Source organism: Mesorhizobium silamurunense (assembly GCF_014843905.1).
GTDB classification, from domain to species: domain Bacteria; phylum Pseudomonadota; class Alphaproteobacteria; order Rhizobiales; family Rhizobiaceae; genus Mesorhizobium; species Mesorhizobium silamurunense.
The window spans coordinates 19,072-43,900 of the sequence record NZ_LPVS01000091.1; the positions used below are offsets into that span (position 1 = coordinate 19,072).

Sequence of the window (24,829 nt, forward strand, 5' to 3'; positions counted from 1 at the left end):
GACGTAGCGGCGCTTCTAGCTGCACTACGGATTTGGGACATCGTAGACTGAAACCGACGTGAATTGCAGCCGAGGGTCCGTCGATTTGGAGGTTTGGACGCTTAGATACAGGGGCTTTGAGAAGCCAAGCAAGGCCAACTCATACGCGATAATCGACGATGACCCCTGTGTTTCGTCAACCATCTTTCGGCTTCTGAATTTCTGCTCGACGAACGCCTTAATCCCGGCCGTGTCGGAGGTCTTGGTAGTGATCGTGCAACTCTGGCTGGTTCCAGGGTTCGCCGGTTTCCGCGCAAAGCTGATAATAAATGCTTCGTCGCCAGCATATATACCCCACCCAGACGTTGCCTCTGGCATTGCCAGTCGTAGGTCATCGAGCGCAAGTTCCTTCACCTTCATTTCGTAGAACTGCGCGACCTGCTTGACCATTGTGCCGAGGAGGCTTTCGTCCAATCGGCCGCCGATGCAAATGTCTTCCACGAGGGCTTCGAGCTTGCCCCCTTCCCCGGCGCACGCCGCAGATGGAAGAAAAGCGAGCGCTACTGCGATCAACATAGCTTTGAGCATTTGGTCCAACCCCACACCATCGGTGCGGTTTCGTCTGATTCTGCCACCGCCGCAAGTAGCACAGTAATGGCCTAGCGCGGCGAGGGCACTTAGGGGCACATTCCAGCGTGCAACCAGCCACGACGCCATCCGCGAATGGACCCGCGCTATGCGGGACATCATGGGTAACCTTGAGCCGTCGCTAGATGTCTACCCCAACATGCCAGCCCAGGGGTCCGCAACGCCGCCACCGATGGCCAGCGCGATCTGCAAGGTTACGGTGGGGCATGCCGACGCCGGCAGAGCCGGTGAGGGGTAAGGCGGACTAGGGCAGGACCAACTACCCCGTTCTAGCCGAGCGCTAGCTACGGCTACTGCTGCCACATTCGGTTGGCATCGAAATCCAGCTTTGCGGCCTTCAGCTCCGCGACGAGCTTGCTCTTCCAACCGTCTGACGCATCCAAGTCGATGTACAGGACGCCGTATAGATCAGACGGAATTTCGACGTCACCTTTTCGAAGCAAGCATACTCTTCCACGACCAAGCCGCCCGGCAAAGTAGCCCAGCTCGAAGATCACATTCTGCCGGGCACGCTGGTTTTGCTCTGATCCAGCCTTGGAGGCTCCAACGTCATCTGGCGTGAGTAGCACCACGGCGAAGGCCACCTCGATAGCGACATCCTCATACTTCTCGATGATTGTTCGGCCCTGGTTTGGTTGCTCCTTGAGGATCACCGCTTCTAAACCGAGCCTTTCGATGAACCTTGCTAGTCCTTGAAGAGCAGCTTCGTCGTGGCCATGCACTATGAACACCTTGTTCGATCCCGGGACCGTCAAACGAGTCTCCCTGCTATGCCTAGCCACCACGTAGGATTTGTAGTCGCGCACGAACGGAATGAGGAGCTGTCGGGTCACGTCGTGAATAGCCCCGGTGATCTTGGTGCCGAAGTGGTAGTAGCTGTGGCCGAATGTGGGCAGGAAGTCAGGCTTCTCTGCGAACCGCAGGACAAGCAGCAGTGTGAGCCCCAGTGCTTCTCCCGTGTCCTCTGGCCATTCCAAGCTGTGACGAGGCTCTTGGCTGGCGAGAAATTTATCTAGATCAAGCCCTTTCGTGAGTTCCGCGTTGGAATCGGCCAGGTCCGGGTTTTGCAAGAGGCGACCGAGCGTTTTCAGGGGCCGCTGATAGGTCTGGTAGTTCGATCCCTGAAGGTCGAGAAGCGCGTTGTTAATCTCCTTGAACAGATCACTCGCCATCGTGGTTGTCGTCCCGCCCGATATCGTGTCCGTCCTCCTGCTCGATTCGTGCCTCCGCTGCACGATCCACAATGGCCTGCCTGTACTGTTCCTTCATGCTCTCGATCAGGGGAGCTACAATCGGGTTGGATGCATAAGGACCCAGTCGCTCATCAACCATTGACTCGACGCTTTGAATAGCGGCCTCGATGCTGGCTGGATCATCGGGATCGAACTTTACTGTCCCAAGCTCACCGTCCATCTCCTTGAAGGCCTTTTGCGCCTGATCGAGGGTCTTCGTCAGCTTATCTAACCCCTGTATCTTCATCATCGGAGCCCTGCCCACTTTCCTCAGTACTTCCGCAATATAGGTGTCCGAGGCGGCCAAAGCATGTTGCCTGGTCCCGAATCGCACTGTTATGCACTGATTATAAGAGGCTGAACGGTGCCACCGATGATAGGAAGTTCGAAAGTCGAACACGCTCGCCTCTTCCAGCGCTTCGCTGTCTTCGCAGATGGTATCGGGCGACAATAATTGGTACCCTTGCCTAGTCGTGGGCAAGAACATCGTGGGGCGGCGGACTGTGACACCTATCGAGCAAATCCTAAAGCGAATCGACGATGTCTTGCGAGACAACCGCCGCACGGAGACGCTCTACATCGTAATGTCGGTGGTTCTGTTCGTGGCTGGAATCGGGTGTCTAATCCAAGCGCTTTATCTGCACGAGTTTATCTGGTCGATACCGCCGGTCGCGACCACGGCCTTACTTCATTACCCAATGAAGGAGGTAAGGGATTTGCGAGCTAAGAACATAGCCTTGGCAACCGCGCCTTTGCTGATCAGCACACTACCTGTCGATAAAGCAGCCGAGGAAATGATCCGCCTGTTGAAATCGCTTCACGGGGAGACGTCAGCATGAGCGCGGACGATTCCGACGACACAAAGAACATTCTGGCTCAGCTCTTGGCGGAATTGCATGCGAAGCAAGCTGCAAACCCAAGAGGAAGGGCTGGTAGCTATTTGCTAGGGGGCGACGATGTCTTCCTGGGAAACATCAACAATGACCCCCACGACCGCGATTCGTTCAAAAATCCGTACGGACCATATGGCAGCCCGTACAGCCAAACGAGCATTTTCAACCTCTATTCGCCCTACCGCAGTCCTTACGGCACCTACAGTCTGGCCAATCCCTATACGCCTAGCCCGCCGAAGCTCTTTATAGATGGGCAGTACCGGGGACACGTTACGGCTAACCTCCGGATTTCCGACCGGATACCGCCCGAGCCATTCTTGGACGCCTTAGCGCACAATATCGCGTCCATTCTTGACGGCTCGTTTCTACAGAAAGCTGAGCGCCAGGCCCGAGGTGACACCTACATCGAGGCGTACGACGGAACCTTTCTCGGTACTCTGAATCCCAGCCCCCACGATCAAGAATCCATTTTCAATTCCTATGGGCCATTTGGAAGTAAGTTTTCCCCAACGTCGATCCACAACACATACGGGACATATGGGGGCGCCTACTCAGCTCAAAGTCCCTACAACCAGTACAGCCGAACGCCGCCCAAGCTATTCCATCGCGGGAAGCTCTGGGGATTGGTCACCAAGAATCGCTACGCGCCGGGCAACAACAAGGTGGACCCAGACGATTTGAAGGCTTGGGTAGCGTCGAATGGGTATGGCAACGCGATCAAGCGCTTTCTCTAACCGGCCTGGCTCGCGTGTCGCCGGCTGATTTCGGACCGCACGTCTATTCGCACCACGGACGGGGCGTAGGCGGGCAGCTTGTTGCGCCGCAGACGAACGGCACAGCCAGCCCCTCAGAGATCAGTACGTCGCCCACATCTTGGCCGTTAGCAAACAGCGAGCCGCAACTTCGCCCATAGTTGCAGCGATCTGTGCCCTCGGTCCCCGCCGGACAAGAGCAAGGAATCATTTTCAATTCGAGCTTTGCGGAGGCGACCAACTCTGTCAGGCGTGCCTTCGCCCGACGACCAAGGTCTGCTTCAACGGCGCACCTCGGCTCGATGCTTTCAGGCGCATTGAAGCCAACCAGCCGGGTTCCCTTGGCAGCACCGTCAAGCCGGATGGTGTCGCCGTCCGTAATGGTGAACTGTGTTCTGGCGAGCGGCACCCTGTCCCCGCCGCCCGACCTTGCGAAAGACGGCATGCTTGGCCAATTGATGTGCCCGCCCTTGACGACGTACGAGTAGATCAACGACCCGATGACCAGGGCTAAAGCGAAGCCAAAGGCCCTGACGAACCTGGATGCCAGGTACCGAGCCTCACGAGCCAGAGGGCTTCGTCTGCGGCGCTGCCGCCAGTAAGGCGACGTCGGGGTAGGGCGCGTCTGGGACGGTGCATAGGTGATCGGCGGTGCGGGGCCAACGAGTTCATGGAGCTTTGCCCACTGCTTCGCGCTCAGCCGCGTACGCGGGCCGTACTTCACCAATCGGTCGCGCATGTCCAGGAGGAATTGGCGTTGCCATTGGCTGAGGTGGCCGCGAACGAGTGCAGCCTCGATACGGGACTTCAGGTCGTCCTCGGGCTCCATTCCCATCGCCCCCCGCCTTCCTCACAATACTGAGCTGCTTAATGGGTGTGAATAGGCGCGGGGGCGCAGCCCTATAAGTTGCACATGTTGTGGTCCGCTGTTATGGGAACAGATGCGTTAGCCCTGAAAAGCTCTTTGTTTTCAATGCTGGGGTGCCGCCTTTGAGGGACTTCAATCCTCTCTCGCAGCACCATCCTATCCCATTGAAATCACTGAAGTGCTTGGCACTCAAGGCTTCCTGTCCATTCTGGCGTTACAAAAGCCGTAACAAACCGGATGGATCACATGGCAGACCGCTTTCGAAATCTTCCGTTCGACAGGGCAGCAGGTCCGATCTGGTCCCGCGGGTTCACCAAGCATTGCCCGCGAAACAGATCGTCTCATATCGCGCAGGGCAAAGCCCGACGCTGTCGGCGTCGTCGCGTTGTTAGCGGTGGTGTGCGCAAGTCCAACGATGACCACCCTTATGCTGGGTCGTCGCCGCCCGTGAGTATTTTTCAAAGCGGGAGAATCTTGGCCCTCGATGACACGCCGAAAGAGCGTTGATCGCTCGACTCACGATCCGGAACTCGGCCGGCTTCGGCCGGCATTGATTGCGGCTCGGTCATCGCCTCAGCCCGGCCATGAAAGTCTTTACCCGTGCGGGGTCGACCTGGTTCCACCAGACGCCGTCATGCTTCAGGGCACTTGCGATGATGACACCGTCAACGATGCCAAGGATGTCGTCGGCGTTGTCGGGCGTCACGCCGCTGCCGACCAGGGTCGGGAGTCCGGCGGCCTCCTTGATCATGCGGATGTAGCTCAGATCCGCAGCATGCCCGGTGCGCTGACCCGTCGCGATGATGGCGTCGGCGTCGAAGAAGACCAGATCCTTGACCAATTCCTCTACAGGGCGGTCACCAACGATGGCGTGCGCGCCGTGTTTGACATGAGCATCGGCGAAGATGCGGATGCCGTTGGCGCGCAGTCGGGCGCGGTAGCGTGCTGCGCGGCCCGACTCGCCCTCGACAAAGCCCTCATTGGCGACATAGGCATTGGCCCACTGGTTAATGCGGACGAAGCCCGCGCCAGCGGCACTGGCGATCGCAAGCGCCGGGATCGCGGCATTGGCTAGCACATTGATGCCGATCGGCTTGCCGAATTCGCGGCGAATACGGTCCGAGATCACCGCCATATAGGCTGCTGTCTCCGGTCCGATATCGTCAGGTTTGGCGAAGGGAATGTCGCCATGGTTCTCGACGATCACGCCGTCGCATCCGCCACCGAGATAGGCGCGCGCATCCTCGAGCCCTCGCTGATAGATGGCCTCTACAGCCTCGCCGTCATAGCGTGGCGCGCCAGGAAGCGGCGCAAGATGAACGACGCCGATCACCACCTTGCTGCGGCCGAAAAGCTGGACGAGTGCGTCGCCGCCTGATTGTCCGATCGGACGTGAGGGCTGGGTCATGAGAACTCCGTTTGATCGACGAGCGCCGCCATTTCAGACGCGGAGGGACAGGATAACAATGTGCCCGGCCGTGTCACCGCGATTGCTGCGGCCGCGAGCGCGAACTTCAGCGCCGAGATAACCGGCATGCCCCTGGCGAGCCCGCCGGCCAGACAGCCGCAGAACACATCGCCGGCACCACTCGTGTCGAGCGCCTCGACGTGTGGGGCTGGCAAACGCAGTGTTCCTGGCTGGTCCGGGCCAAGCACAAGACAACCCTTGGCGCCGAGCGTGATCACGACTGTCACGGCGCCTTTGGTGGCCAGCGCGCCGGCCGCCGCCGCCATATCCATCTGACCAGTCAGTGCTTTCGCTTCGGATTGATTCACCACCAACATGTCTGCCAAGCCGAAGTCAGGCAGAGCGGCCTTATCGATAGGGCTGGCGTTCAGAATGGTGCGCGTGCCATTTTCCCGAGCCGCTCTCAGGCAGGCGTTGGTAGCGGCGCCTCGCAGGTTTCCTTGGCAGACAAGGATGTCGCCCGGCCTAATCCGGCGCCCAAGTGCGGTTTGCGTGATCGGATCGAATGCTTCGCTGCAGGCGACGCCGCTGACGATGAAGTTCTCGCCGCCAGCATCGATGACGATGGTCGAGCGATCGCTTGGCAGGTCGAATTCGCTCGCCCGCACGTCCGACAGCTCCATGTCGAGCCGGCTCCTGATCCATGCGCCTGCCGGATCCTTGCCGAGCGCCGTCCATAGCGTCACCGCCGCGCCTGTGCGGGCTGCCCCCACCGCCTGGTTCGCGCCCTTGCCGCCGAGGCCATCGGCATAAGCGGTGGCGTTCAACGTCTCGCCGGCTGTAGGGAAGCGGCCGAGGCGAAACGTCGTGTCGACACAGGCGTTGCCCACGACGTGGACGTGCATCGCTCAATTCCCGCCGGTTGCCCAGCCAAGCATCTGTTCGAACAGGGTCTTGTAGCCTTCCCAGGCGATGAACTCCGGTGGCAGCCAATGCGGCCCGACATCGGACGTCCAGGCCACGGTGCGGCCCTTGCCGTAGTGGCCGGTGACGAGCAGCGGCAGTGACCCATATTCCGACGACACGGTTGCCAGAACTTCCGCCCCGTCTTTCAGCGTCACCTCGTTGAAGCCGAGCAGCATTGGCCAGTCCGCACCGAGACCGTTCAGGATGGGATGGCTCGACGGACCTTTCAGCGCGGGCGCAAAGCCTTCTGGAACCTCGACGCGGTCATCGACCGCGAGGCAGTTCACCGGCAGCACTTCCTCGACCGGCGTCTTGCGGTAGCGCGCGCCGCCGTTGATACCCTGGAAACTGTAGTAGCCGCCGAACATCAAAAGCCCGCCGCCGCCGCCCACGTAGTCGCGCAGCAGACGCAAGCGGTTCGGCGTTCGCTTCGAGTGAACCCAGGTGTCTGGATGCAAAAGCAGCGTGTTGGCGCCGATGTCGGAGAGCACGACCGCGTCATATACGGAGAGGGCTTCCATCGTTTGCGGAAAGGTGCGCTGCGCCTCGTGCGCCGGCATGAAGGTGACGTCGAAATCGGTCGCTTTCAGCGCCGTCAGCAATTCGTCCGCGCCGGTATGGTAAGTGACCGTCGGGAACTGGTCGAAGCCCTTGATATGGGTCGCCGTCGAGACCCAGGATTCACCAGCCAACAGGATCTTTTTCTTGGACATTTTAAACTCCGCAGTAGGTGTTGGCTGCCATATAGCTGGGTCGCCGTAAGTCTGGGCCGTTCAATTCTGCCGCGCGAACACGGCCTTAGGATTGGCGATCAGCATGCGGTCGATCGCTGGCTGCTCGAGACCATGCCGTTTCAGACGCGGTATGAAGTGCTTCAGGATATAGCCGTAGCCGAAGCCGCCGAAGCGGGTCAGCATGATCTTGAGGAACACATCCTGGGAGAGCAGCAGGCGGTCGCCGAAGCCCGCTTCGACAAGCGCCGCGATCGCTCGCGCATTCTCTTCATCGGAGGGCGATTGCGCGTCCTGATCGGCATAATAGTAGTCCATGCCGATCATGTCGTATTCGAGGAACGCGCCGCGCCGGGCGAGGCTTGTCTGGTAGTCCAGATCGTCGTGGCTGGGATTCATGTGGCAGAGCACGGTGTGACGAAGATCGGCGCCCTCGGCCTCCACGACATCGAGCACGTCGTGCGCCAGGCGTTCCCAGCCCGGCAGATGGATCGACAGCGGCACGCCCGTGATGCGCGACGCTCGGGCGGAAGCTCTCAGCGACTTTCGTTCCTCGGCGGTGAAGTCCTTGCTGACGCCGACCTCGCCGATCAGGCCGGCCATGATGGGCGGCTGCGTCTTGCTGCCGCCGACATCGTTGACAATGAACTCGGTCACCGCGTCGACGTCCATCGCCTTGAGCCATTCGGGATGGGTGTGCTCGAGATAGAAGCCGGTGCCCATGACGATCTTCAGGCCGGACATGCGGCTGATGCGGGCAAGCTTTTCCGGCTCGCGGCCGATACCGATATTGGTCGCGTCGACGACGGTGTGCCCCCCCAGTGCGCGATAGCGCTGCAACTCCGACAACGCCAGGTCGCTGTCGTCGAGCGAAACGTTGTCGCGGTTCACGTAAGGGTTCATGCGCAGTTCGCCGATAATCTCGATGTTCACCGGCTGCTCGGCGAGCGCCATGTCGTCCGGATGGCAAGGACATTTCCAGGTGCGCGCGCCGTCGAGCAAGATGTGCTCGTGCATCAGGGTAATCCCCATCTCGTCGACAGGAATGGGGCCGAGCACGGTCATGACATGGCCGGTCTCGACCCCGATCTCCGGCCGTTGCTTGTGCGGCGCGTTATCGAAGAGATTGTTCATGAGTTCAACGGCTTCGCACGGCGCCGCGGAACAAGCGGAAATTCAGCCAGATGGCGATCAGGATAATCGTTCCGGTTACGATCGGCGTCAGGAAAGGCGACAGATGCGCCAGGATGAGGCCGTTGCCGATGACGGCCACGGTAAGCGCCCCGAGCACCGTGCCGATGATCGTTCCGCGGCCGCCGAAGAGACTGGTGCCGCCAAGCACGACGGCTGCAATCACCTCTAGCTCGAAGCCTTGCCCGGCATTCGAGGACCCGGATCCGAGACGGGCAGCAATGATGATACCCGCAAGCGCCGCCGCGGTGGCGGAAATCACATAAACGAAAAGCGTCATCAGCTGCGTGTTAACGCCGGCGCGCCTCACCGCTTCGGCGTTGGCGCCGATGCCCGTCACGTAGCGGCCGAACGGCGTCTCGTTGAAGGCCAGATAGGCGATCGCGAGGATCGCCAGCGCGATCAGCGCCGGCACCGGCACACCGACGAACCAGGCGCGGCCTATGACCGTGAAAGAGCTTCCCGGGTCGACGGGGATGGAATAGCCGCCGGTGATGAGCAGCGCCACGCCCCGGATCACCGAAAGCCCAGCAAGCGTGACGATGAAGGCCGGGATGCCCTCATAAGCCACAAAATAACCCTGAACCGCGCCGAGCAGAGCTCCCAGCGCAAGCATGCCGAGGATGACCGCCGGCCACGGAAAGCCAAACTGCAGAAGTGTCGCCGACAGCGTTGCCACCAGGGCCAGCACGGAGCCGACTGAAAGATCGATGCCGCCCGTGGTGATGACGAAGGTCATCGCCGCGGCAACGATCAGAAGCGGCGCCGACTGTCGCAGGATGTTCAACAGATTTGGCGATGTCAGAAAGGCGTTCGTCGCCACCGAGAAGACGATGCAAACGACAAGAAAGAACAGTGCAATCGACACGACACTGCCGTTGGCGAGCATCGCTTCTCGCCATGTGCCTTCGCGCACCTTTCGCGACTGAGCGGAGTGAGTTGCTTCGCTCATGTCGCCGCTCCATCGCGATATCGACTGGCAGCGGAACGAGCATTGAACTTGCGGCCAACGATCAGGTTGACGACGTCCTCGATATTGGTTTCGCCGATCAGCCGCTCGGCGACGTTCCGTCCTTCATACATGACCTGGATGCGGTCGCAGACGAGGAACAGATCCTGGAGGCGGTGGGTGATCAGAATGACGCTGACACCTCGGGCGCTCACGGTGCGGATCAGGTCCAGCACGGCCTCAACCTCGGCGACGGCAAGCGCTGCCGTCGGCTCATCCATAATCAGCACCGACGGCTCGAAAGAGGCGGCGCGCCCGATCGCGATCGACTGTCGCTGCCCGCCGGACAGGTTTTCGACCTTGAGCCGCGTGTCGGCGATAACGATGCCGAGGCGGTCGAGCATCTGGCGCGTTTGCTCGTGCATGCGCTTCTTGTCGAGAAAGGAGATGCCGGCGATGTGGCGGCGCGGCTCGCGGCCGAGAAAGAGGTTGCCGGCGACGTCGATGGTGTCGCAGAGCGACAGGTCCTGATAGACCATCTCGACTCGTGCTGCACGCGAGTCCGCCGGCGAGTTGAAGGTCACCGGCATTCCGTCGATCTCGATCGTGCCGGCGTCGGGGATAACTGCTCCCGACAGCACCTTGCTCAACGTTGATTTTCCCGCGCCATTGTCGCCGACGAGGCCCAGGACCTCGCCCGGCTTCAGCGTCAGGGACACGTCGTCGAGCGTTTGGATGGCGTTGTAGCGCTTTGAGATGCCGCTCATCCGCACCCGATAGGTCTCGCCACTGCTCATCTTGGATCCACGGAATAGCAAAGAGACCGCGGCATTGCCTTGAGCGCCGCCGCGGGTCGATCTTCGGTGCAGTTTACTTGAACATCGCGCGGTATTGGTCGACGTTCTTCTTGGTCACGATCGTCACCGGAATGTTGATGATCGGATCGACCTTTTCGTCCTTCTTGAGCTTGGTCAGCGCTTCGACCGCCGCCTTGCCCTCGCCGGCCGGATCCTGCTGGACAACCGCCACCACCCAACCATCGTCGATGCCCTGAACCGCCTGCTTGGTCAGGTCCCAACCGAACACCTTGACGTCGCCGGTGCGGCCCTGGCTGGTTACGGCGGAAACAGCACCCAGCAACGCCGGCTCGCCGGTCGCATAGAGCGTCGTCATGTCCGGGTTGGCGGTCATCAAATTCTCCGAAGCACTTAACGCGGTCTCCTGAACGTTCTGGCCGTCGACCGTGTCGAGGAAGGTGATCGCCTCGCCGCTGTCGGAGACGGCCTTCTTGAAGCCGTCGAGCCGCTGGTTCTGGATGAAAGAATTTAGCGCGCCGATGATGCCGATCTTGGCTTTGCCGCCCATCTCGGTCTTCACATAATCGGCGTAGAATTTGCCGATATCCTCGCCGGCTTTGGTGTTGTCGACACCGATGAACGAAACGTTGTCGCCGTTAGGGATCTGCGCGTCGATAGCGACCACGGGAATGCCGGCCGCCTTGGCGGCGGTGATGGCTGGCTTGACGCCGTTCACGTCGATGGCGACCAGAATGATGCCGTCGACCTTTTGTGTGATGTAAGTCTCGATCGCGTCATTTTGCGCGCTCGGGACGTTGTTGGCATTGAAGATGACCAGCTTGGCGCCGGCAGCATCGGCCGCCTTCTGTGCGCCCTCGTTGATCTGGTTGAAGAACAGGGCCTGCTGGTTGATGTTGACGAGAGCGAACGTGTCGGCGAGAGCCGATCCCACGGCTGTCGAGCCGATGGCAATGACGGCCGCGCAACCGACTAAAAGTTTGAACAGACGCATTTGCGATTCCCCTTGCTTGCGGGCCATCCTCATTTGGCTGGTCCCATTGGTGCTACAGGCACGAGGCAACAATTCAAGAGACTTGAATATTTGTCAATGCGTTTGAATAACCGAAACTCGATCAGAAGGTCGCCGGCGTGTTGACCCAGAAAATGCTCGCGCGCTCCTTGCCGACGTTGCGGTAGTGATGCGGCAACTCCGACCTGAACACGAACGCGTCGCCTGCAGTGAGGTCATGGATCTTCCCATCGACGATCAGCTCGATCCGGCCCGCGAGCACATAGCCGACTTCCTCACCGACATGCTGGATCGGACCTTCGCTCTCGCCGTCTGGCTCGATGTGGTGGATGTTGCACTGGAGCAGGTGACCGGACGAATACGGAATGACGCGTTCTAGCGAGATGCCATCGCCGCGCCTCAGCGCGTCCAGTGTGATCAACGGTCGCGCACCAGCTCGGAAGACGATCGCCTCGTCATCATCGACCTCCTCGAACATCCAGCCGATATTGGTGTCCAGAACCTCGACCAGGCGGTGAAGCATGGGCAGCGATGGCGAAGCTTTGCCGTTCTCGATCTTGGACAAAAGGCTTTCAGAGCAGTTCGCAGCAATGGCCAGCGTCTTTAGGGTCATGCCACGCGTTTGGCGGGCGAGGCGCAACCGCGTTCCAAGCCGTGCCGCATTTACGGTGCCGCCCATTTCGGATTCTGGCCGTCGCCGATCGATTTTGTTCATCCGTTCGCCAAGCGTTCAAACGTCAAGAGAGGACTTTCGCGCGAGCAAAAGACAGCGGCGGCCGATTTGCAAGCGATGATCCGTCAATTTCGAATATGAAATGGCTCAACGCTGATTCCAACACCACCGTCCGCTCCATATCGAGCCGATGCTGTTGAGAGCGTTGTGAATGGTCCAGATGACGTCGATTCCAACACGCGTTCCTGATTGCGCAAGGAATAGGCGCCTTTGAAAATGTCGATGGATAAGTGAGGCCGTTTCGATCCGTATCGTGCGGTAGCCTGCGCCTGTGCCTGCTCCTACCCATCATGGAGTAGAACGGCATTTTCCTCGCGGAAGCCGAAAAATGAAACCTAGTTCCTTATCTCTATAGATTTTATCCAATATCGTCTGCCCCGGTTTGGAAATGGCCTGTTGCGCTTACAGGAACTGGGAGATTGACGGCGTGGCACGATTATCGGTTCTCGGCATATCGGGCGGCGTAAGCACGCCGTCCCGCACCACCGCGGTGGTGAACGCGCTGGTCAAGGCGGTTGCGTTTCGGGTGCCGGCCGACACCGGTCTGATCGAAATCACTGAGGCAGCGCCGTCGCTTTTCGCTGGGCTCTCCCGCAGCGCGCTCGGCGCTTCTGGCGAAGCGATCATCCAGCGAGTCGAGAAGGCCGACCTGCTCGTGGTCGGAACGCCCGTTTATCGGGCTTCCTACACCGGTGCCCTCAAGCACCTGTTCGACCTCGTCGACTATCGCGCGCTGGGCGGCAAGACTGTGCTTCTCGGGGCAACCGGCGGCAGCCCTTACCATGGCCTGGTGCTCGAACATCAACTCCGGCCGTTGTTCGGCTTTTTCGGCGCCGTCACCGTGCCGACCGGCGTCTATGGCTCGCCTGACGACTTCGTCGGCGCAGAACTTGTCGGCCCGTCGATACGGGACCGTATTTCACGGGCCGCTTTCGAAGCGGTCTCACTGCTCAACTCCAGTCATGCAGACGCTGCCGTCAGCGCGCGCGTCGGCTGAAACAATCAGAAGGGGACAACAATATGAGCTCGCATTCCGACGCCATCAAATTCGCCTACTGGGTGCCGAATGTCTCCGGCGGGCTGGTCATCTCCAACATCGAGCAGCGAACGGGCTGGGACATCGACTACAACCGCAAGCTCGCCCAGATCGCCGAGGCCAACGGCTTCGACTATGCGTTGAGCCAGATACGGTTCACGGCCGGCTACGGCGCCGACAATCAGCACGAATCCGTCTCGTTCAGTCATGCCTTGCTAGCCGCGACTACGACGCTGAAAGTCATCGCGGCGATCCTGCCCGGGCCGTGGAATCCTGCGCTGGCGGCCAAGCAGATCGCGACCATCAACCACCTGACCAACGGCCGCGTCGCCGTCAATGTCGTCAGCGGCTGGTTCCGTGGCGAGTTCGCCGCCATTGGCGAGCTCTGGCTCGACCATGACGAGCGCTATCGCCGGTCGGAGGAATTTATCCGCGCGCTGCGTGGCATTTGGACCGAAGACAGTTTCACTCTGAAGGGCGATTTCTACCGCTTCACCAACTATTCGATGAAGCCCAAGCCGATCGAGCCCTTGCCCGAGATTTTCCAAGGCGGCTCGTCGCGCGCCGCGCGCGACATGGCTTCGCGGGTCTCGGACTGGTATTTCACCAACGGCAACACGCCGGAGGAGATCCGGAAGCAGGTCGACGACATCCGCGCCAAGGCGAAAGCCAACGGCCACAAGGTCAGGATCGGCGTCAACGCGTTCGCCATCGCCCGAGACAGCGAGCAGGAAGCGCGCGCCGTGCTCGACGAGATCATTGCCAAGGCCAATCCCGAGGCGGTCCAGGGTTTTGCCGACCAGGTCAAGAATGCCGGCAAGGCCTCGCCGGAAGGCGAAGGCAATTGGGCGAAATCCTCCTTCGAGGATCTGGTGCAATACAATGACGGCTTCCGCAGCAATCTCATTGGCACGCCGGAACAGATCGCTGAACGCATCCTGAAGCTCAAGGACACCGGCGCCGACCTGATACTGCTCGGCTTCCTGCATTTCCAGGAAGAGGTCGAGTTCTTCGGCAAGCGCGTCATCCCGCTGGTGCGCGAACTGGAAGCGGCTCGCGACAGGGAGCTTGTCGCCGCGGAATAGGTCAGGCGCGGCCCACGGCCGCTGCCGGCTCTCCTTCAAAAATCAGGGACGTTTCATGATTGGTGCTTCCTTGGGAGCCGCCGCATACGAGCGCGCGCCCGAAATTTCCGGCATTCTTGCTGGTGCTGGTTCCGTTGAGGACACGCGCCCGGCGCTCCTGTCGGCAAAGGCTGATGCCATCCTGACCCTGAGCGGGATCGGCATTGCCTTTGGCGGCGTCAAGGCGCTGAGCGACGTCGGCCTCGAGGTCAAAAGCGGTGAGATCCGCGCGGTGATCGGCCCTAACGGCGCCGGCAAGTCCTCGCTGATCAACATCATTAGCGGCCTCTATCACGCCGACCACGGCAAGATCGCGATCGATGGCCAGTCCTTCTCCCGGGTGCCGGCGAGCCATCTGGCACGGCTGGGCGTTGCGCGAACCTTCCAGAACCTGGCGCTGTTCGGCGGTCTCTCTGTGCGCGACAACATCGCGTCTGGCCGCGTCCATACCCGTCGCGCCAGTTTCGTCGAACACATTGCCAGATTGCCACGCGCCCGGCGCGAAGACGCCGCGATCGCGGAAAAGGTCGATCAGACAATCGCATTCCTGCATCTCGAGGCCGTCGCCGACCGCCTGGTCGCGACGCTGCCCTACGGCCTGCAGAAGCGGGTCGAACTGGCCCGCGCCTTGGTAGCCGAGCCAAAGATTCTGCTGCTCGACGAGCCGATGGCCGGCATGACTGCGACCGAGAAAGCCGAGATGGCCGGCTTCGTGCGCGCCGCGCGCGACCGACACGGCGTCACTATCATCCTGATAGAGCACGATATCGGCGTGGTCATGGGACTCTCTGACCGGGTCGCCGTGCTCGACTACGGCCGCAAGATTGCCGACGGGGCGCCAGCCGAGGTCAGGGCCGATCCGGCGGTGATCCGGGCTTACATCGGCACCGCCGAGGCCGAGGATGGCGAGGGCATCTGATGAGCTACTATGATTTCCTCTTCGCCATCGAAGTGCTGGTCGGCGGCTTGCTCTCGGGCGTCATGTATTCGCTCGTCGCCATCGGGTTCGTGCTGATCTACAAGACCTCGGGCGTCCTGAACTTCGCGCAAGGGTCGATGGTGCTGTTCGCGGCACTCACCTTTGTCAGTCTCGTCGAACGCGGCATCCCCTTTGCGCTCTCGCTTCTCATCACCTTCGCGGTCATGGTTGCGCTGGGCTTCACCATCGAGCGAACCGTGCTCAGGCCGCTGGTCAATCGCTCGCCTATGACGCTGTTCATGGCCACGCTCGGTCTTTCCTACATCATCGAGGGCGCTGCCCAGTTGGCCTGGGGCACGCAGGTGCACGGGCTCGACCTCGGCATCGACGACACGCCTTTCGAGGTCGGCGGCATCCTGATCTCGTCGTTCGATCTTCTCGCCGCGGGTATTGCCGCAGCAATGGTGGCCGGCTTGAGCGCATTCTTCTACTGGACCCGGATCGGGCTGGCGTTCCGCGCTGTCGCCGACGACCAGTTTGCAGCACTTGCCGTCGGGCTGCGGCTAACCCGGATATGGGGAACGGTGTGGACGGCTGCGGGGTTCGTGGCGCTGGTCGCAGGGCTGCTGTGGGGCGCGCGTCTTGGTGTCCAGTTCTCGCTGTCGCTGATCGTGCTGAAGGCGCTGCCGGTGCTGGTGCTTGGCGGCTTCGATTCCATCCTCGGCGCAATCGTCGGCGGCCTCATCGTCGGCGCCAGCGAAAAGCTCGCAGAGGTCTATCTCGGCCCGTTTGTCGGCGGCGGCATCGAAGGCTGGTTCGCCTATGCGCTGGCACTGGTCGTGCTGCTGGTGCGCCCCTCGGGCCTGTTTGGCCAGAAAACCATCGAAAGGGTCTGACCGATGGCCGTGCAAGCGCTCGATGCCGCAAGGCTTCCAATCCACTGGCAGAAATTAGCTCTGCCAGCCGCGTTGATTGCCGTGGCCTACGGCCTGATCCCCGCCTACGCGTCGAGCTATCTGGTCGAGGCAATCCTGCTGCCGTTCCTGGCGCTCAGCCTGGCGGCGGTCGGCCTTAACCTCTTGACCGGCTACTGCGGGCAGCTTTCGCTTGGCTCCTCCGCGTTCATGGCGGTCGGCGCTTTCGCCGCCTATAATTTCAACCTGCGGGTCGAAGGACTGCCGCTGGCTGCGACCATGATCCTGGCCGGGATCTCGGCCGCTGGCATCGGCGTCGTGTTCGGCTTGCCGAGCCTGCGACTGCGCGGCTTCTATCTCGCCGTCTCGACGCTCGCCGCCCAGTTCTTCGTGCAATGGGCGTTGACCAAGTTCGGCTGGTTTTCCAACGACAACCCGTCCGGGGTGATTTCGGCGCCGCATCTCACCGTCGCCGGATTTTCGCTCGACAGCGCGAGCGGCCGCTACCTGCTTTCGGTCACCACGGTCATTGGGCTGACGGCTGTCGTCTGGCGTCTCGTCAACAGCGCGACCGGTCGCAACTTCATCGCCGTGCGCGACAATGAAACAGCGGCGCGCGTGATCGGTGTTCCGGTGCTGCGGACCAAACTGCTGGCCTTCGCCATCTCGTCCTTCATCATCGGCGTCGCCGGCGTGCTGTGGGCTTTCACCTATCTGCGCACCGTCGAGCCGGCCGGCTTCAATCTCGACCGCTCGTTCCAGATCCTGTTCATCATCATCATCGGCGGGCTGGCCTCGATACGCGGCGCCTTTCTGGGCGCGGCCTTCATCGTCGTCTTCCCACTCTTTCTGTCCCGGCTCGGCGCCTTCGTGTTCGGCGGCCTGTTCGATTCGGGCGTGCTCGACATGAGCCAGCGCATCGTGCTCGGCGCACTCATCATCATCTTCCTCATCGCGGAGCCGAACGGGCTGTCGGCCCTCTTCGACCGCCTGAGACGACGGATCGGCTCAAGGTCCAGCTGAGCGCCGCTCGACATCCTCACGGACCACAACCTCAGGAGACGCAACCCATGACTTTCTTCAGTCATCTACGAAAAGCGGCGATCGCCACAGCCTTCGTGCTCGGCGCGACGGCGGTTCACGCCGACGAACAGTATTTTCCCCTGCAGAGCTACCGCGTCGGCCCCTATGCCGCCGGCGGCACCGGTTTCTTCGGCGGTTTCATCGACTACCTCAATCTGATCAACATCCGCGACGGCGGCGTCAACGGCGTGAAGCTGACCTGGAGCGAGGGCGAGACGCAGTATGAGGTCGAGAAGGGCGTCGAGGTCTATGAGCGACTGAAGAGCAATCCCGGCATCGCCGCCTGGAACCCGCTCTCGGTCGGCATCGCCTATGCCATGATCGATCGCATCACCGACGACAGGGTGCCGCTGATCACTATCAACCACGGCCGCACCGACACCACGGACGGTCGCGTGTTCCCCTACGTCTTCCCGCTGCTTCTCAATCCCTACAGCGAGACTTCCGGAATCGTGAACTACATCGCCTCCAAAGAAGGCGGCCTCGACAAGCTCAAGGGCAAGAAGATCGTGGTGCTCTATCACGGCTCGCCCTATGGCAAGGAGACGATCCCGATCTATGAGCTGCTGTCGCAGAAATACGGCTTCGAGCTGTCGCAGATCGAGGTTCCGCATCCGGGCAACGAGCAGCAGGCGCAATGGCTCACGATCCGGCGCGAGCATCCGGATTATGTGGTGTTGCGCGGCTGGGGCGTGATGAACCCCGTCGCCTTGAAGACCGCGCAGAAGACCGGCTTCCCCGCCGATCACATCATCGGCAATGTCTGGTCCAATTCGGAAGAGGACGTCATCCCCGCCGGCGATGCCGCCAAGGGCTATACGGCGATCACCACCCAAGCGTCGGGCGAGCAGTATCCGGTGGTCCAGGAGATCGTCAAAACGGTCTACGGCGCCGGCAAGGGCAATCTCGAGGACAAGAGCCGCATCGGCTCGGTCTACCACAATCTCGGCATCGTCAATGGCATCCTCAATGTCGAAGCGGTCCGCATCGCGCAGGCGAAGTTCGGCAATCGCACGCTGACGGGCGACGAAGTGCGCTGGGGCTTCGAGCACCTCAAGCTCGATCCGGCGCGCGTTGAGGCGCTCGGCGCCAAGGACCTGTTCCACTCGATCAACGTCTCCTGGGACAATCACGAGGGTGACGGCTACGTGACCTTCCAGCAGTGGGACGGCAAGAAGTGGAACGTCGTTTCCGACTGGATCGCACCCGACTGGAAGCTGCTGCGCCCGATCATCGAGAAGTCGTCCGAGGCCTATGCCAAGGAGAACGGCATCAAGATCCGCACGGCCGAGGATGCAGACGCGGTGGTCAGCAACTGAGTTTAGCACCTCGCGGCCGGCTCATGGGCCGGCCGCCATCCAGCTTCCCCAACGGAGAGATCGATGTCCAGCCCGGAATATCCGATACTGTCGGTGAGCAGCGTGGAAGCTGTCTACAACGGCGCCATCGCCGCCCTGCACGGCGTGGACCTGTCGGTTGGGAAGGGCGAGATCGTCGCGCTGCTCGGCTCCAACGGCGCCGGCAAGACGACGCTGCTCCGCGCCGTATCCAATCTCCTCCCGGCCGAGCGCGGCACTATTACCGCCGGTCGGATTACCTTCGATGGCGCGGATGTTTCCAAAGCAAGTCTCTCGCATCTCGTCCGCAGCGGCCTTGTTCAGGTCCTCGAGGGACGGCATTGCTTCCGCTCGCTTACGGTAGAGGAGAACCTCTTCACCGGCGCGCTCGGACGCTCGTCCTCCCGCGCCGGCGTCAAGGCCGACCTCGACCGTGTCTATTCACTTTTCCCAAGGCTCGCCGAGAAGCGGCGAACCCGCTCCGGCCTCACTTCCGGGGGCGAGCAGCAGATGACGGCAATCGGCCGGGGTTTGATGTCGCGGCCGAAACTCTTTGTTCTGGACGAGCCGTCGATGGGACTCGCGCCGCTGATCGTCGAGGAGATTTTCAGCGCTTTGAAGCGGCTCAATCGCGACGAAGGGCTGTCGATCCTTGTCGCCGAACAGAATTCGGCGGTCGCGCTGAAATACGCCGACCGCGCCACCGTGCTCGAGAACGGCGTCAGCGTTCTGGAAGGATCGGCTGCCGATCTGCGCCAGCGCGCTGACATCAAAACCTACTACCTCGGCGGCGCGCCGCTTCCACCGCAACATTTTCCCAAGGAGACAGCAGCATGACCATCCAATCCAGGCAGCCGTCGGATATCCGCAGTGCCGTTCCGCCGGTCGAGCGTCCATCAGCCAAGGCGCATGTCATCAAGACCGATGCCGAGGCAATCGCTGTCGCCGAAAAACTGGCCGCCCAATTCGCCAGGGATGCCTCCAAGCGGGATCGTGAACGCATCTGGCCGACAGAAGAGCTCGATGCGTTTTCGCAGAGCGGCCTGTGGTCGATCAACGTGCCGAAAGCCTATGGCGGGCCGGAGCTCTCCTATGTGACCCTGTCGAAAGTGATCACCATCATCTCGGCGGCCGATCCGTCGCTCGGCCAGATTCCGCAGAACCATCTTGGCGTCGTCGCCGCTATCCGCACCGTCTCGGATGAGGCGCAGAAGAATCTGCTTTTCGCCGAGGTTTTGTCCGGCACCCGCTTCGGCAACGCGTTCTCCGAGTTCGGCTCCAAGCGGGCGGCCGACTTCGAGACCAAGTTCGTCGACGCCGGTGACCATGTCGTCGTCAACGGTCAGAAATTCTATTCCAGCGGTGCTCTGCTTGCCCATCTGGTGCCGATCGTGGCGCTCGATGACGAGGGGCGCGCCTGGTATGCCATCGCCGATCGCGGCGCGCCAGGACTGACTGTCATCGACGACTGGTCGAGCTTCGGCCAGAAGACGACGTTGTCCGGCACGGTCTTGCTCGACAATGTGAAAGTGCCGAAAACGCATCTCGTTCCTGGCTTCAAGGGTTACGACAGGCCGACGGCTGACGGGGCCATCTTCCAGATCATTCAGGCGGCCGTCGATCTCGGTATCGCCAAGGCCGCGATCGACGAGACTGTCAGCTTCGTGCGCACCAAGTCGCGCGCCTGGATAGACAGCGGCGTCGATCATGCCTGGCAGGATCCTTATACGATCCAGGCGATCGGCGACCTGCGCCTGCGGGCCAATGCGGCAGAAGCGGTTCTGGAAAAGGCCGGGCTTGCGGTCGATCGGGCCGTCGCTGACCCGAACGAGAAGCCCGTCGCTGAAGCGCAGATCGCGGTTGCCGAGTCCAAGATCCTCACCACTGAGATCGCCATCAACGCCACCAACAAGCTGTTCGAGCTCGCCGGCACACGCTCGACGCTGGCCGAGCACAATCTCGACCGGCACTGGCGCAACGCCCGCACCCACACGCTACACGATCCGGTGCGCTGGAAATACGCGATCCTCGGCAACTACTACCTCAACGACGTCAATCCACCTCTCCATGCCTGGAGCTGAGCGAGGCGCGCCAAGTCACAGAGGACCATTCATGAGCATTGCCACTCCCGACAGGATCAAGGTCCTGTGGTTTCTTCCGACCCATGGCGACAGCCGCTATCTCGGCACCTCGGAGGGGGGCAGGGCGGTCGACCTGCCCTACCTCACCCAGGTCGCCAAAGCCGCCGATGCCATCGGTTACTACGGCGCGCTGCTGCCGACCGGACGCAGCTGCGAGGACAGCTGGGTCGTGGCGTCGGCGCTGGCGCCCCTGACGCAGCGGCTTCGCTTTCTTGTCGCCGTCCGCCCGGGCCTACAGTCGCCGACGCTTGCGGCGCGCATGACCTCGACGCTAGACCGTATTTCCGGCGGACGGCTGCTGATCAACGTCGTCACCGGCGGCGATCCGGTCGAGAACAAGGGCGACGGCATCTTCCTCAGCCATGACGAGCGCTATGAGGTGACGCGGGAATTCCTCGACATCTACAAGGCGGTGCTGCGCGGCGAGACTGTCGCCTTCGAAGGCAAGCACTTCCGCATCGAAGACGGCCGGCTGCTGTTTCCGCCTGTTCAGTCGCCACATCCGCCGCTCTATTTCGGCGGCTCGTCGGGGGCGGCGAATGCGGTCGCCGCCGAGCAGATCGACAAATATCTGACCTGGGGCGAACCGCCCGCAGACGTTGCAGCTAAGCTCGATCATGTGCGCGGTCTCGCCGAGAAAGCCGGGCGCCAGGTGACCTTCGGCATCAGGCTGCATGTCATCGTCCGCGAAACCAATGACGAGGCGTGGGCCGATGCCGACCGCCTGATCAGCCGCCTGGACGACAACACGATAGCCGAGGCGCAGAAGGTTTTCGCGCGCATGGATTCGGTCGGCCAGTCGCGCATGAGCCGCCTGCATGGCGGCCGTCGCGACAAGCTCGAAATCAGTCCGAACCTGTGGGCCGGCGTCGGCCTGGTTCGCGGCGGCGCCGGCACCGCCCTGGTCGGCGATGCGGCTACCGTGGCGGAGCGGATCGATGAATACCGGCGTATCGGCATCGATACCTTCATCCTGTCCGGTTATCCGCATCTGGAGGAGGCCTATCGTTTCGGCGAACTGGTGCTGCCCCTATTGCCGCTCGATCATGAAATCTCGACACGGACAACGGCCGTGAACATGGGGCCTTTCGGCGAAACGGTGGCCGGCGACCATCGGCCGTCGGCGCTGCGCGCGAGCCAGTCTTGAGCGCCAGCGAACCGGTAATAGCGATTATCGGAGGCGGCTTTTCAGGTGCGGCAACCGCGTTTCATCTGGCGCGGGAGCTGCCGGCCGGCGCAGCCGATATCGTGGTCGTCGAGCCCCGCGAGGGGCTCGGCTATGGCCTAGCCTATTCCACGGTCGATCCGGCGCATCGCATCAACGTGCCAGCCTCGAGGATGACGCTGATCTCCGGTCAGGACAACCACTTTGTTGACTGGCTGGAGCAGACCAGCGCCATTGTGGTCGATGCCGAGGCTATTGCTGCCAATGGAGCGCTCTACCCGCAGCGTCGGGTTTTCGGGCGCTATGTGGAATCTCATCTGCAGCCCTTCCTGCTCAGCAAAACGATCCGCCATGTCAGGTCTGCCGTCGCATCGGTCGACCGCACCGGCGAGCGCTACCGCCTGATCCTCGCCGAGGGCGGGACTCTCGCTGCCGACGCCGTGGTGATTGCGACGACGCATCCGCCTCCGGCCTTGCCTTCGCCCCTACAGTCCGTGGCCGGCGCAGCCGGGTTGCTAGCCAATCCCTATGATCCCGAGAGGCTGGAAGCGATCGGCAGCGATGAACATGTTCTCGTCGTCGGCACCGGACTGACGTCGGCGGACGTGATTGCGACGCTCGACCGCAAGGGGCATCGCGGCCGCATCACAGCACTTTCGCGCCATGGCTACCGGTCGCGCGGCCATGCTGTGAAGCAAGCCGATCCGGCGGGCGACTTTACCAACCTGCCTTCACGTAGCGCCACAGCGCTACTCAGGCGCATCCGCACCGCAGTTGCCGCAGCCGCTCAGCGAGGCGAAGACTGGCATCCGGTGCTCGATGCCGTCCGCCGCCAGGGGCCGGCCATCTGGCAGGCCCTGCCACTCACCGAGCAGCGCCGCGTGGTGCGCCATCTTCGCGCGCTCTGGGATGTGCATCGCTTCCGCATTTCGCCACAGATCAAGGACGTGCTCGATCGCCGGGTAACCGAGGGGAGGCTTGCCTATCGCGCCGCATCGATTGTCGGCGCCGAACAGGTCGACGGACGCATTCGCGTCAGGCAGCGGCTGCGTGGCCAACACAGCCCCGTTGTCGAGGCTTTCGAGAGCGTTATCGTGACGACCGGGCCGGCGCATGCCGATATCTTGCGGACCAACACCGCGATTGCCGCGCTCGGAAAGTTTGGCTTAGTCCGGCTCGACCCGATTGGTCTTGGCTTGGAGACCGATCTGCAAGGTCGTGCAGTCGGCACATCCGGGCGCCCAACCGACAGCATTTTCGTCAGCGGGCCACTGGCGCGCGGCAGCGTTGGCGAATTGATGGGAATTCCCGAAGTCACCGCGCATGCCGAGCGCATCGCCGCTGAAATTCACCAATGGTTGGGATGCCAAACCGCGTTGCGTCGCAAGGCGTCGTGAAGCTGCAAACGATGAGGCTAGCGAGATGACACTGACGGAACGCGTCCCCCTGGTTGAAACCCGGATCCCTCTTAAAGTTGCGATGCGGCACCTGGCCGGAGCCGTGTCCGTGGTCACCGCAGGTATCGGCGACGAGCGGACGGGCGCAACGGTTACCACCGCCCACTCCCTGTCGGTCGAACCGGAGGTGATGGTCGTCAGCATCAACCTGAGCTCGTCGACATGGGCAGCCATCAGCCGGCATCGCCACTTCTGCGTGAATGTGCTGCGCGCCGACCAGATCGCGATTGCCGACCGCTTCGCCGGTCGCGGTGGCCTCAAGGGCTCGGCTCGTTACGAGGGAGCTCGCTGGTCCAGTCTCCCAAGCGGCGCACTGGCGCTCGACGGGGCGCTTGCCGCAGTCGGCTGCACGGTCGAGGATACGATTATTCGCCACAGCCATGCGCTGATCCTCGGCAGCGTCCGGCATGTGGTGAGCGGAGAGCCTGGCCCGGCATTAATCTATCATCACGGCGCATACGGATCGTCGTAAACGCCTGTCGGTCCTTCTATTGGCGGCGCAGTGATCCAAGCGTTCGACACCACAACGCGTTGGTGCCTTGAGGAGAGAACGAGAAAAGGCCAAGGAGGTCTTGGCTTAACGCCCCGGCCAAAGCCCGCATACTAGAGGCGATTTTCGGTCCGTTTTGTCGGTCGTCACAACGTTACAAATATTGCCGTAAGTATTTGATTTTATTAATACTAATTAGAGTTCAATCCTCTCTCGCAGCACCAGTTTTTCCCAATTTTTTCAACTTGCTAGTTGATGGCGCATTGTTGCCAATCTGGCACCGAGTGGCGAACAAAGGCGCAACTCGGCACAGAAATCCGTGGACTATCCGGGGAATTTGTTCCCCTTGCGTTTTGGTGTCGGGAGCAGATCGGCCTTCATGCTCTCCACCGAAACGTCCACATGCTCGTAGCGAGCCGCCGACTTCATGTCCTTCCATCGGCGCGTGCCGACTAGGCCGCGGGTATCGAGCCCGCCATAGCGGCGCATCCAAGTCGCCCAGGTGTGACAAAAGGTGTGGAAGGTGACGAAGGTGACATCCGGTCCGGCCGCCAGCTTGACCTTCTTGAGCAGGTTATAGAGGTGGCCGTTTTTCCTGAATCGAAACACCTTCTGCCGGCCGCGGTCCGTCCCTCGCGGGTGGTTCGCCAGCGCAGTCACTAGCAGCGGCGGGAGGTGCGCGCCTCGCGGATCGTCGTTCTTCGTCTCCTCGAAATAGACGAAGGCCTCGTTGAGCATGAGCCTATCGCATGTCAGATCTAGCCCATCGCTGAGCCGGCAGCCGGTATAGTCTGTGACGCCGACAAACGTCTTTCTCGGCTCCGACGGATTGGCGAGTTGCGAATTCGGAGTACTTTGAGCGACAGCATCCGGCTGTGCTCGGCCGCCATGCTTCGTTTGATGGCTTTGAGCACATCGGACCCGATGGTGCCGTCATCTGCGCATTTCGCAAAAGCCGGACGGGGATTCCGCTAAGTCGCGGACAG

25 protein-coding genes and 1 pseudogene are annotated in these 24,829 nt (G+C 61.5%); 13 read left to right on the top strand and 13 right to left on the bottom strand.

The features are described 5' to 3' along the window. Window positions 1–24: 24 nt before the first annotated feature. From AU465_RS27145 to AU465_RS36770, 3 genes are all read right to left on the bottom strand, one after another. On the bottom strand, window positions 25–567 hold the full coding sequence (locus AU465_RS27145) for a hypothetical protein (protein WP_192255045.1): 543 nt from the start codon (window positions 565–567) through the stop codon (window positions 25–27). A 350-nt stretch (window positions 568–917) separates the two neighbouring features. Then, window positions 918–1,799 (bottom strand): TIR domain-containing protein, encoded by an 882-nt coding sequence (locus tag AU465_RS27150; protein ID WP_192255047.1) that lies wholly within the window; start codon window positions 1,797–1,799, stop codon window positions 918–920. Beyond that, on the bottom strand, window positions 1,789–2,310 hold the full coding sequence (locus AU465_RS36770; protein WP_246506475.1) for a YuaX family protein: 522 nt from the start codon (window positions 2,308–2,310) through the stop codon (window positions 1,789–1,791). Before AU465_RS36770 ends, AU465_RS27150 begins: the two co-directional genes overlap by 11 nt. 22 nt (window positions 2,311–2,332) lie before the next feature. Here AU465_RS36770 and AU465_RS27160 point away from each other — a divergent pair, with 22 nt between their 5' ends. After that, the gene (locus AU465_RS27160) at window positions 2,333–2,698 is read left to right on the top strand and encodes a hypothetical protein (RefSeq protein WP_192255049.1); all 366 of its coding nucleotides are present in this window, start codon (window positions 2,333–2,335) and stop codon (window positions 2,696–2,698) included. Next, window positions 2,695–3,486, top strand: a complete 792-nt coding sequence (locus AU465_RS27165; protein WP_192255051.1) for a hypothetical protein — start codon at window positions 2,695–2,697, stop codon at window positions 3,484–3,486. Before AU465_RS27160 ends, AU465_RS27165 begins: the two co-directional genes overlap by 4 nt. A 43-nt stretch (window positions 3,487–3,529) precedes the next feature. Here AU465_RS27165 and AU465_RS27170 read toward each other — a convergent pair whose 3' ends face one another. The 9 genes from AU465_RS27170 to AU465_RS27210 all read right to left on the bottom strand — a co-directional run bounded on the left by AU465_RS27170 (window position 3,530) and on the right by AU465_RS27210 (window position 12,159). Continuing rightward, a complete protein-coding gene (locus AU465_RS27170) occupies window positions 3,530–4,333 on the bottom strand; it encodes a thermonuclease family protein (RefSeq protein WP_192255053.1) in 804 nt (267 codons plus the stop codon). A gap of 604 nt (window positions 4,334–4,937) precedes the next feature. After that, window positions 4,938–5,780, bottom strand: a complete 843-nt coding sequence (locus AU465_RS27175; RefSeq protein WP_192255055.1) for a BtpA/SgcQ family protein — start codon at window positions 5,778–5,780, stop codon at window positions 4,938–4,940. Continuing rightward, the gene (locus AU465_RS27180; protein WP_192255057.1) at window positions 5,777–6,685 is read right to left on the bottom strand and encodes a ribokinase; all 909 of its coding nucleotides are present in this window, start codon (window positions 6,683–6,685) and stop codon (window positions 5,777–5,779) included. The genes AU465_RS27175 and AU465_RS27180 overlap by 4 nt, the downstream gene beginning before the upstream one ends. Window positions 6,686–6,688: 3 nt before the next feature. Further along, window positions 6,689–7,459, bottom strand: a complete 771-nt coding sequence (locus AU465_RS27185; RefSeq protein WP_192255059.1) for a glutamine amidotransferase — start codon at window positions 7,457–7,459, stop codon at window positions 6,689–6,691. A gap of 60 nt (window positions 7,460–7,519) precedes the next feature. Then, window positions 7,520–8,611: a phosphotriesterase family protein gene (locus AU465_RS27190; RefSeq protein WP_192255061.1), complete on the bottom strand. Its 1,092-nt coding sequence runs from the start codon at window positions 8,609–8,611 to the stop codon at window positions 7,520–7,522. Window positions 8,612–8,615: 4 nt separating this feature from the next. After that, entirely contained in the window at window positions 8,616–9,557 is a 942-nt protein-coding gene (locus tag AU465_RS27195) for an ABC transporter permease (protein ID WP_376774908.1), read from the bottom strand. Between the two features lie 59 nt (window positions 9,558–9,616). Next, a complete protein-coding gene (locus AU465_RS27200; RefSeq protein WP_192255065.1) occupies window positions 9,617–10,414 on the bottom strand; it encodes an ATP-binding cassette domain-containing protein in 798 nt (265 codons plus the stop codon). A 73-nt stretch (window positions 10,415–10,487) separates the two neighbouring features. Next, window positions 10,488–11,426, bottom strand: coding sequence for an ABC transporter substrate-binding protein (locus AU465_RS27205; RefSeq protein ID WP_192255067.1), 939 nt, complete (start codon window positions 11,424–11,426; stop codon window positions 10,488–10,490). A gap of 121 nt (window positions 11,427–11,547) precedes the next feature. Continuing rightward, the gene (locus AU465_RS27210; RefSeq protein ID WP_192255069.1) at window positions 11,548–12,159 is read right to left on the bottom strand and encodes a cupin domain-containing protein; all 612 of its coding nucleotides are present in this window, start codon (window positions 12,157–12,159) and stop codon (window positions 11,548–11,550) included. A 445-nt stretch (window positions 12,160–12,604) separates the two neighbouring features. Here AU465_RS27210 and AU465_RS27215 point away from each other — a divergent pair, with 445 nt between their 5' ends. The 11 genes from AU465_RS27215 (at window position 12,605) to AU465_RS27265 (ending at window position 23,825) form a co-directional block, all read left to right on the top strand. Further along, window positions 12,605–13,174, top strand: a complete 570-nt coding sequence (locus AU465_RS27215; RefSeq protein WP_312891322.1) for an NAD(P)H-dependent oxidoreductase — start codon at window positions 12,605–12,607, stop codon at window positions 13,172–13,174. A 23-nt stretch (window positions 13,175–13,197) separates the two neighbouring features. Then, the gene (gene sfnG, locus AU465_RS27220; protein ID WP_192255073.1) at window positions 13,198–14,298 is read left to right on the top strand and encodes a dimethylsulfone monooxygenase SfnG; all 1,101 of its coding nucleotides are present in this window, start codon (window positions 13,198–13,200) and stop codon (window positions 14,296–14,298) included. Window positions 14,299–14,353: 55 nt separating this feature from the next. Then, complete coding sequence (locus tag AU465_RS27225) at window positions 14,354–15,256, top strand: ABC transporter ATP-binding protein (RefSeq protein WP_192255075.1); 903 nt, start codon at window positions 14,354–14,356, stop codon at window positions 15,254–15,256. After that, window positions 15,256–16,152: a branched-chain amino acid ABC transporter permease gene (locus AU465_RS27230; protein ID WP_192255077.1), complete on the top strand. Its 897-nt coding sequence runs from the start codon at window positions 15,256–15,258 to the stop codon at window positions 16,150–16,152. The genes AU465_RS27225 and AU465_RS27230 overlap by 1 nt, the downstream gene beginning before the upstream one ends. Window positions 16,153–16,155: 3 nt before the next feature. Further along, window positions 16,156–17,193, top strand: coding sequence for a branched-chain amino acid ABC transporter permease (locus AU465_RS27235; protein WP_192255079.1), 1,038 nt, complete (start codon window positions 16,156–16,158; stop codon window positions 17,191–17,193). A gap of 47 nt (window positions 17,194–17,240) precedes the next feature. Then, window positions 17,241–18,572 carry an ABC transporter substrate-binding protein gene (locus AU465_RS27240; protein WP_192255081.1) on the top strand — a complete coding sequence of 444 codons (1,332 nt, stop codon included), beginning with the start codon at window positions 17,241–17,243 and terminating at the stop codon, window positions 18,570–18,572. 63 nt (window positions 18,573–18,635) lie between these two features. Beyond that, entirely contained in the window at window positions 18,636–19,427 is a 792-nt protein-coding gene (locus tag AU465_RS27245) for an ABC transporter ATP-binding protein (protein ID WP_192255083.1), read from the top strand. Next, window positions 19,424–20,671 (top strand): SfnB family sulfur acquisition oxidoreductase, encoded by a 1,248-nt coding sequence (locus AU465_RS27250; protein ID WP_192255085.1) that lies wholly within the window; start codon window positions 19,424–19,426, stop codon window positions 20,669–20,671. Before AU465_RS27245 ends, AU465_RS27250 begins: the two co-directional genes overlap by 4 nt. Before the next feature lie 31 nt (window positions 20,672–20,702). Next, window positions 20,703–21,878, top strand: a complete 1,176-nt coding sequence (gene ssuD, locus AU465_RS27255) for an FMNH2-dependent alkanesulfonate monooxygenase (RefSeq protein WP_192255087.1) — start codon at window positions 20,703–20,705, stop codon at window positions 21,876–21,878. Then, window positions 21,875–23,293 carry an FAD/NAD(P)-binding protein gene (locus AU465_RS27260; RefSeq protein ID WP_192255089.1) on the top strand — a complete coding sequence of 473 codons (1,419 nt, stop codon included), beginning with the start codon at window positions 21,875–21,877 and terminating at the stop codon, window positions 23,291–23,293. Before ssuD ends, AU465_RS27260 begins: the two co-directional genes overlap by 4 nt. 25 nt (window positions 23,294–23,318) lie before the next feature. Further along, window positions 23,319–23,825, top strand: a complete 507-nt coding sequence (locus AU465_RS27265; RefSeq protein WP_192255091.1) for a flavin reductase family protein — start codon at window positions 23,319–23,321, stop codon at window positions 23,823–23,825. Window positions 23,826–24,167: 342 nt separating this feature from the next. Here AU465_RS27265 and AU465_RS27270 read toward each other — a convergent pair. Further along, window positions 24,168–24,650: pseudogene (locus tag AU465_RS27270) on the bottom strand (tyrosine-type recombinase/integrase); the annotation flags it as partial. Between the last annotated feature and the right edge of the window lie 179 nt (window positions 24,651–24,829).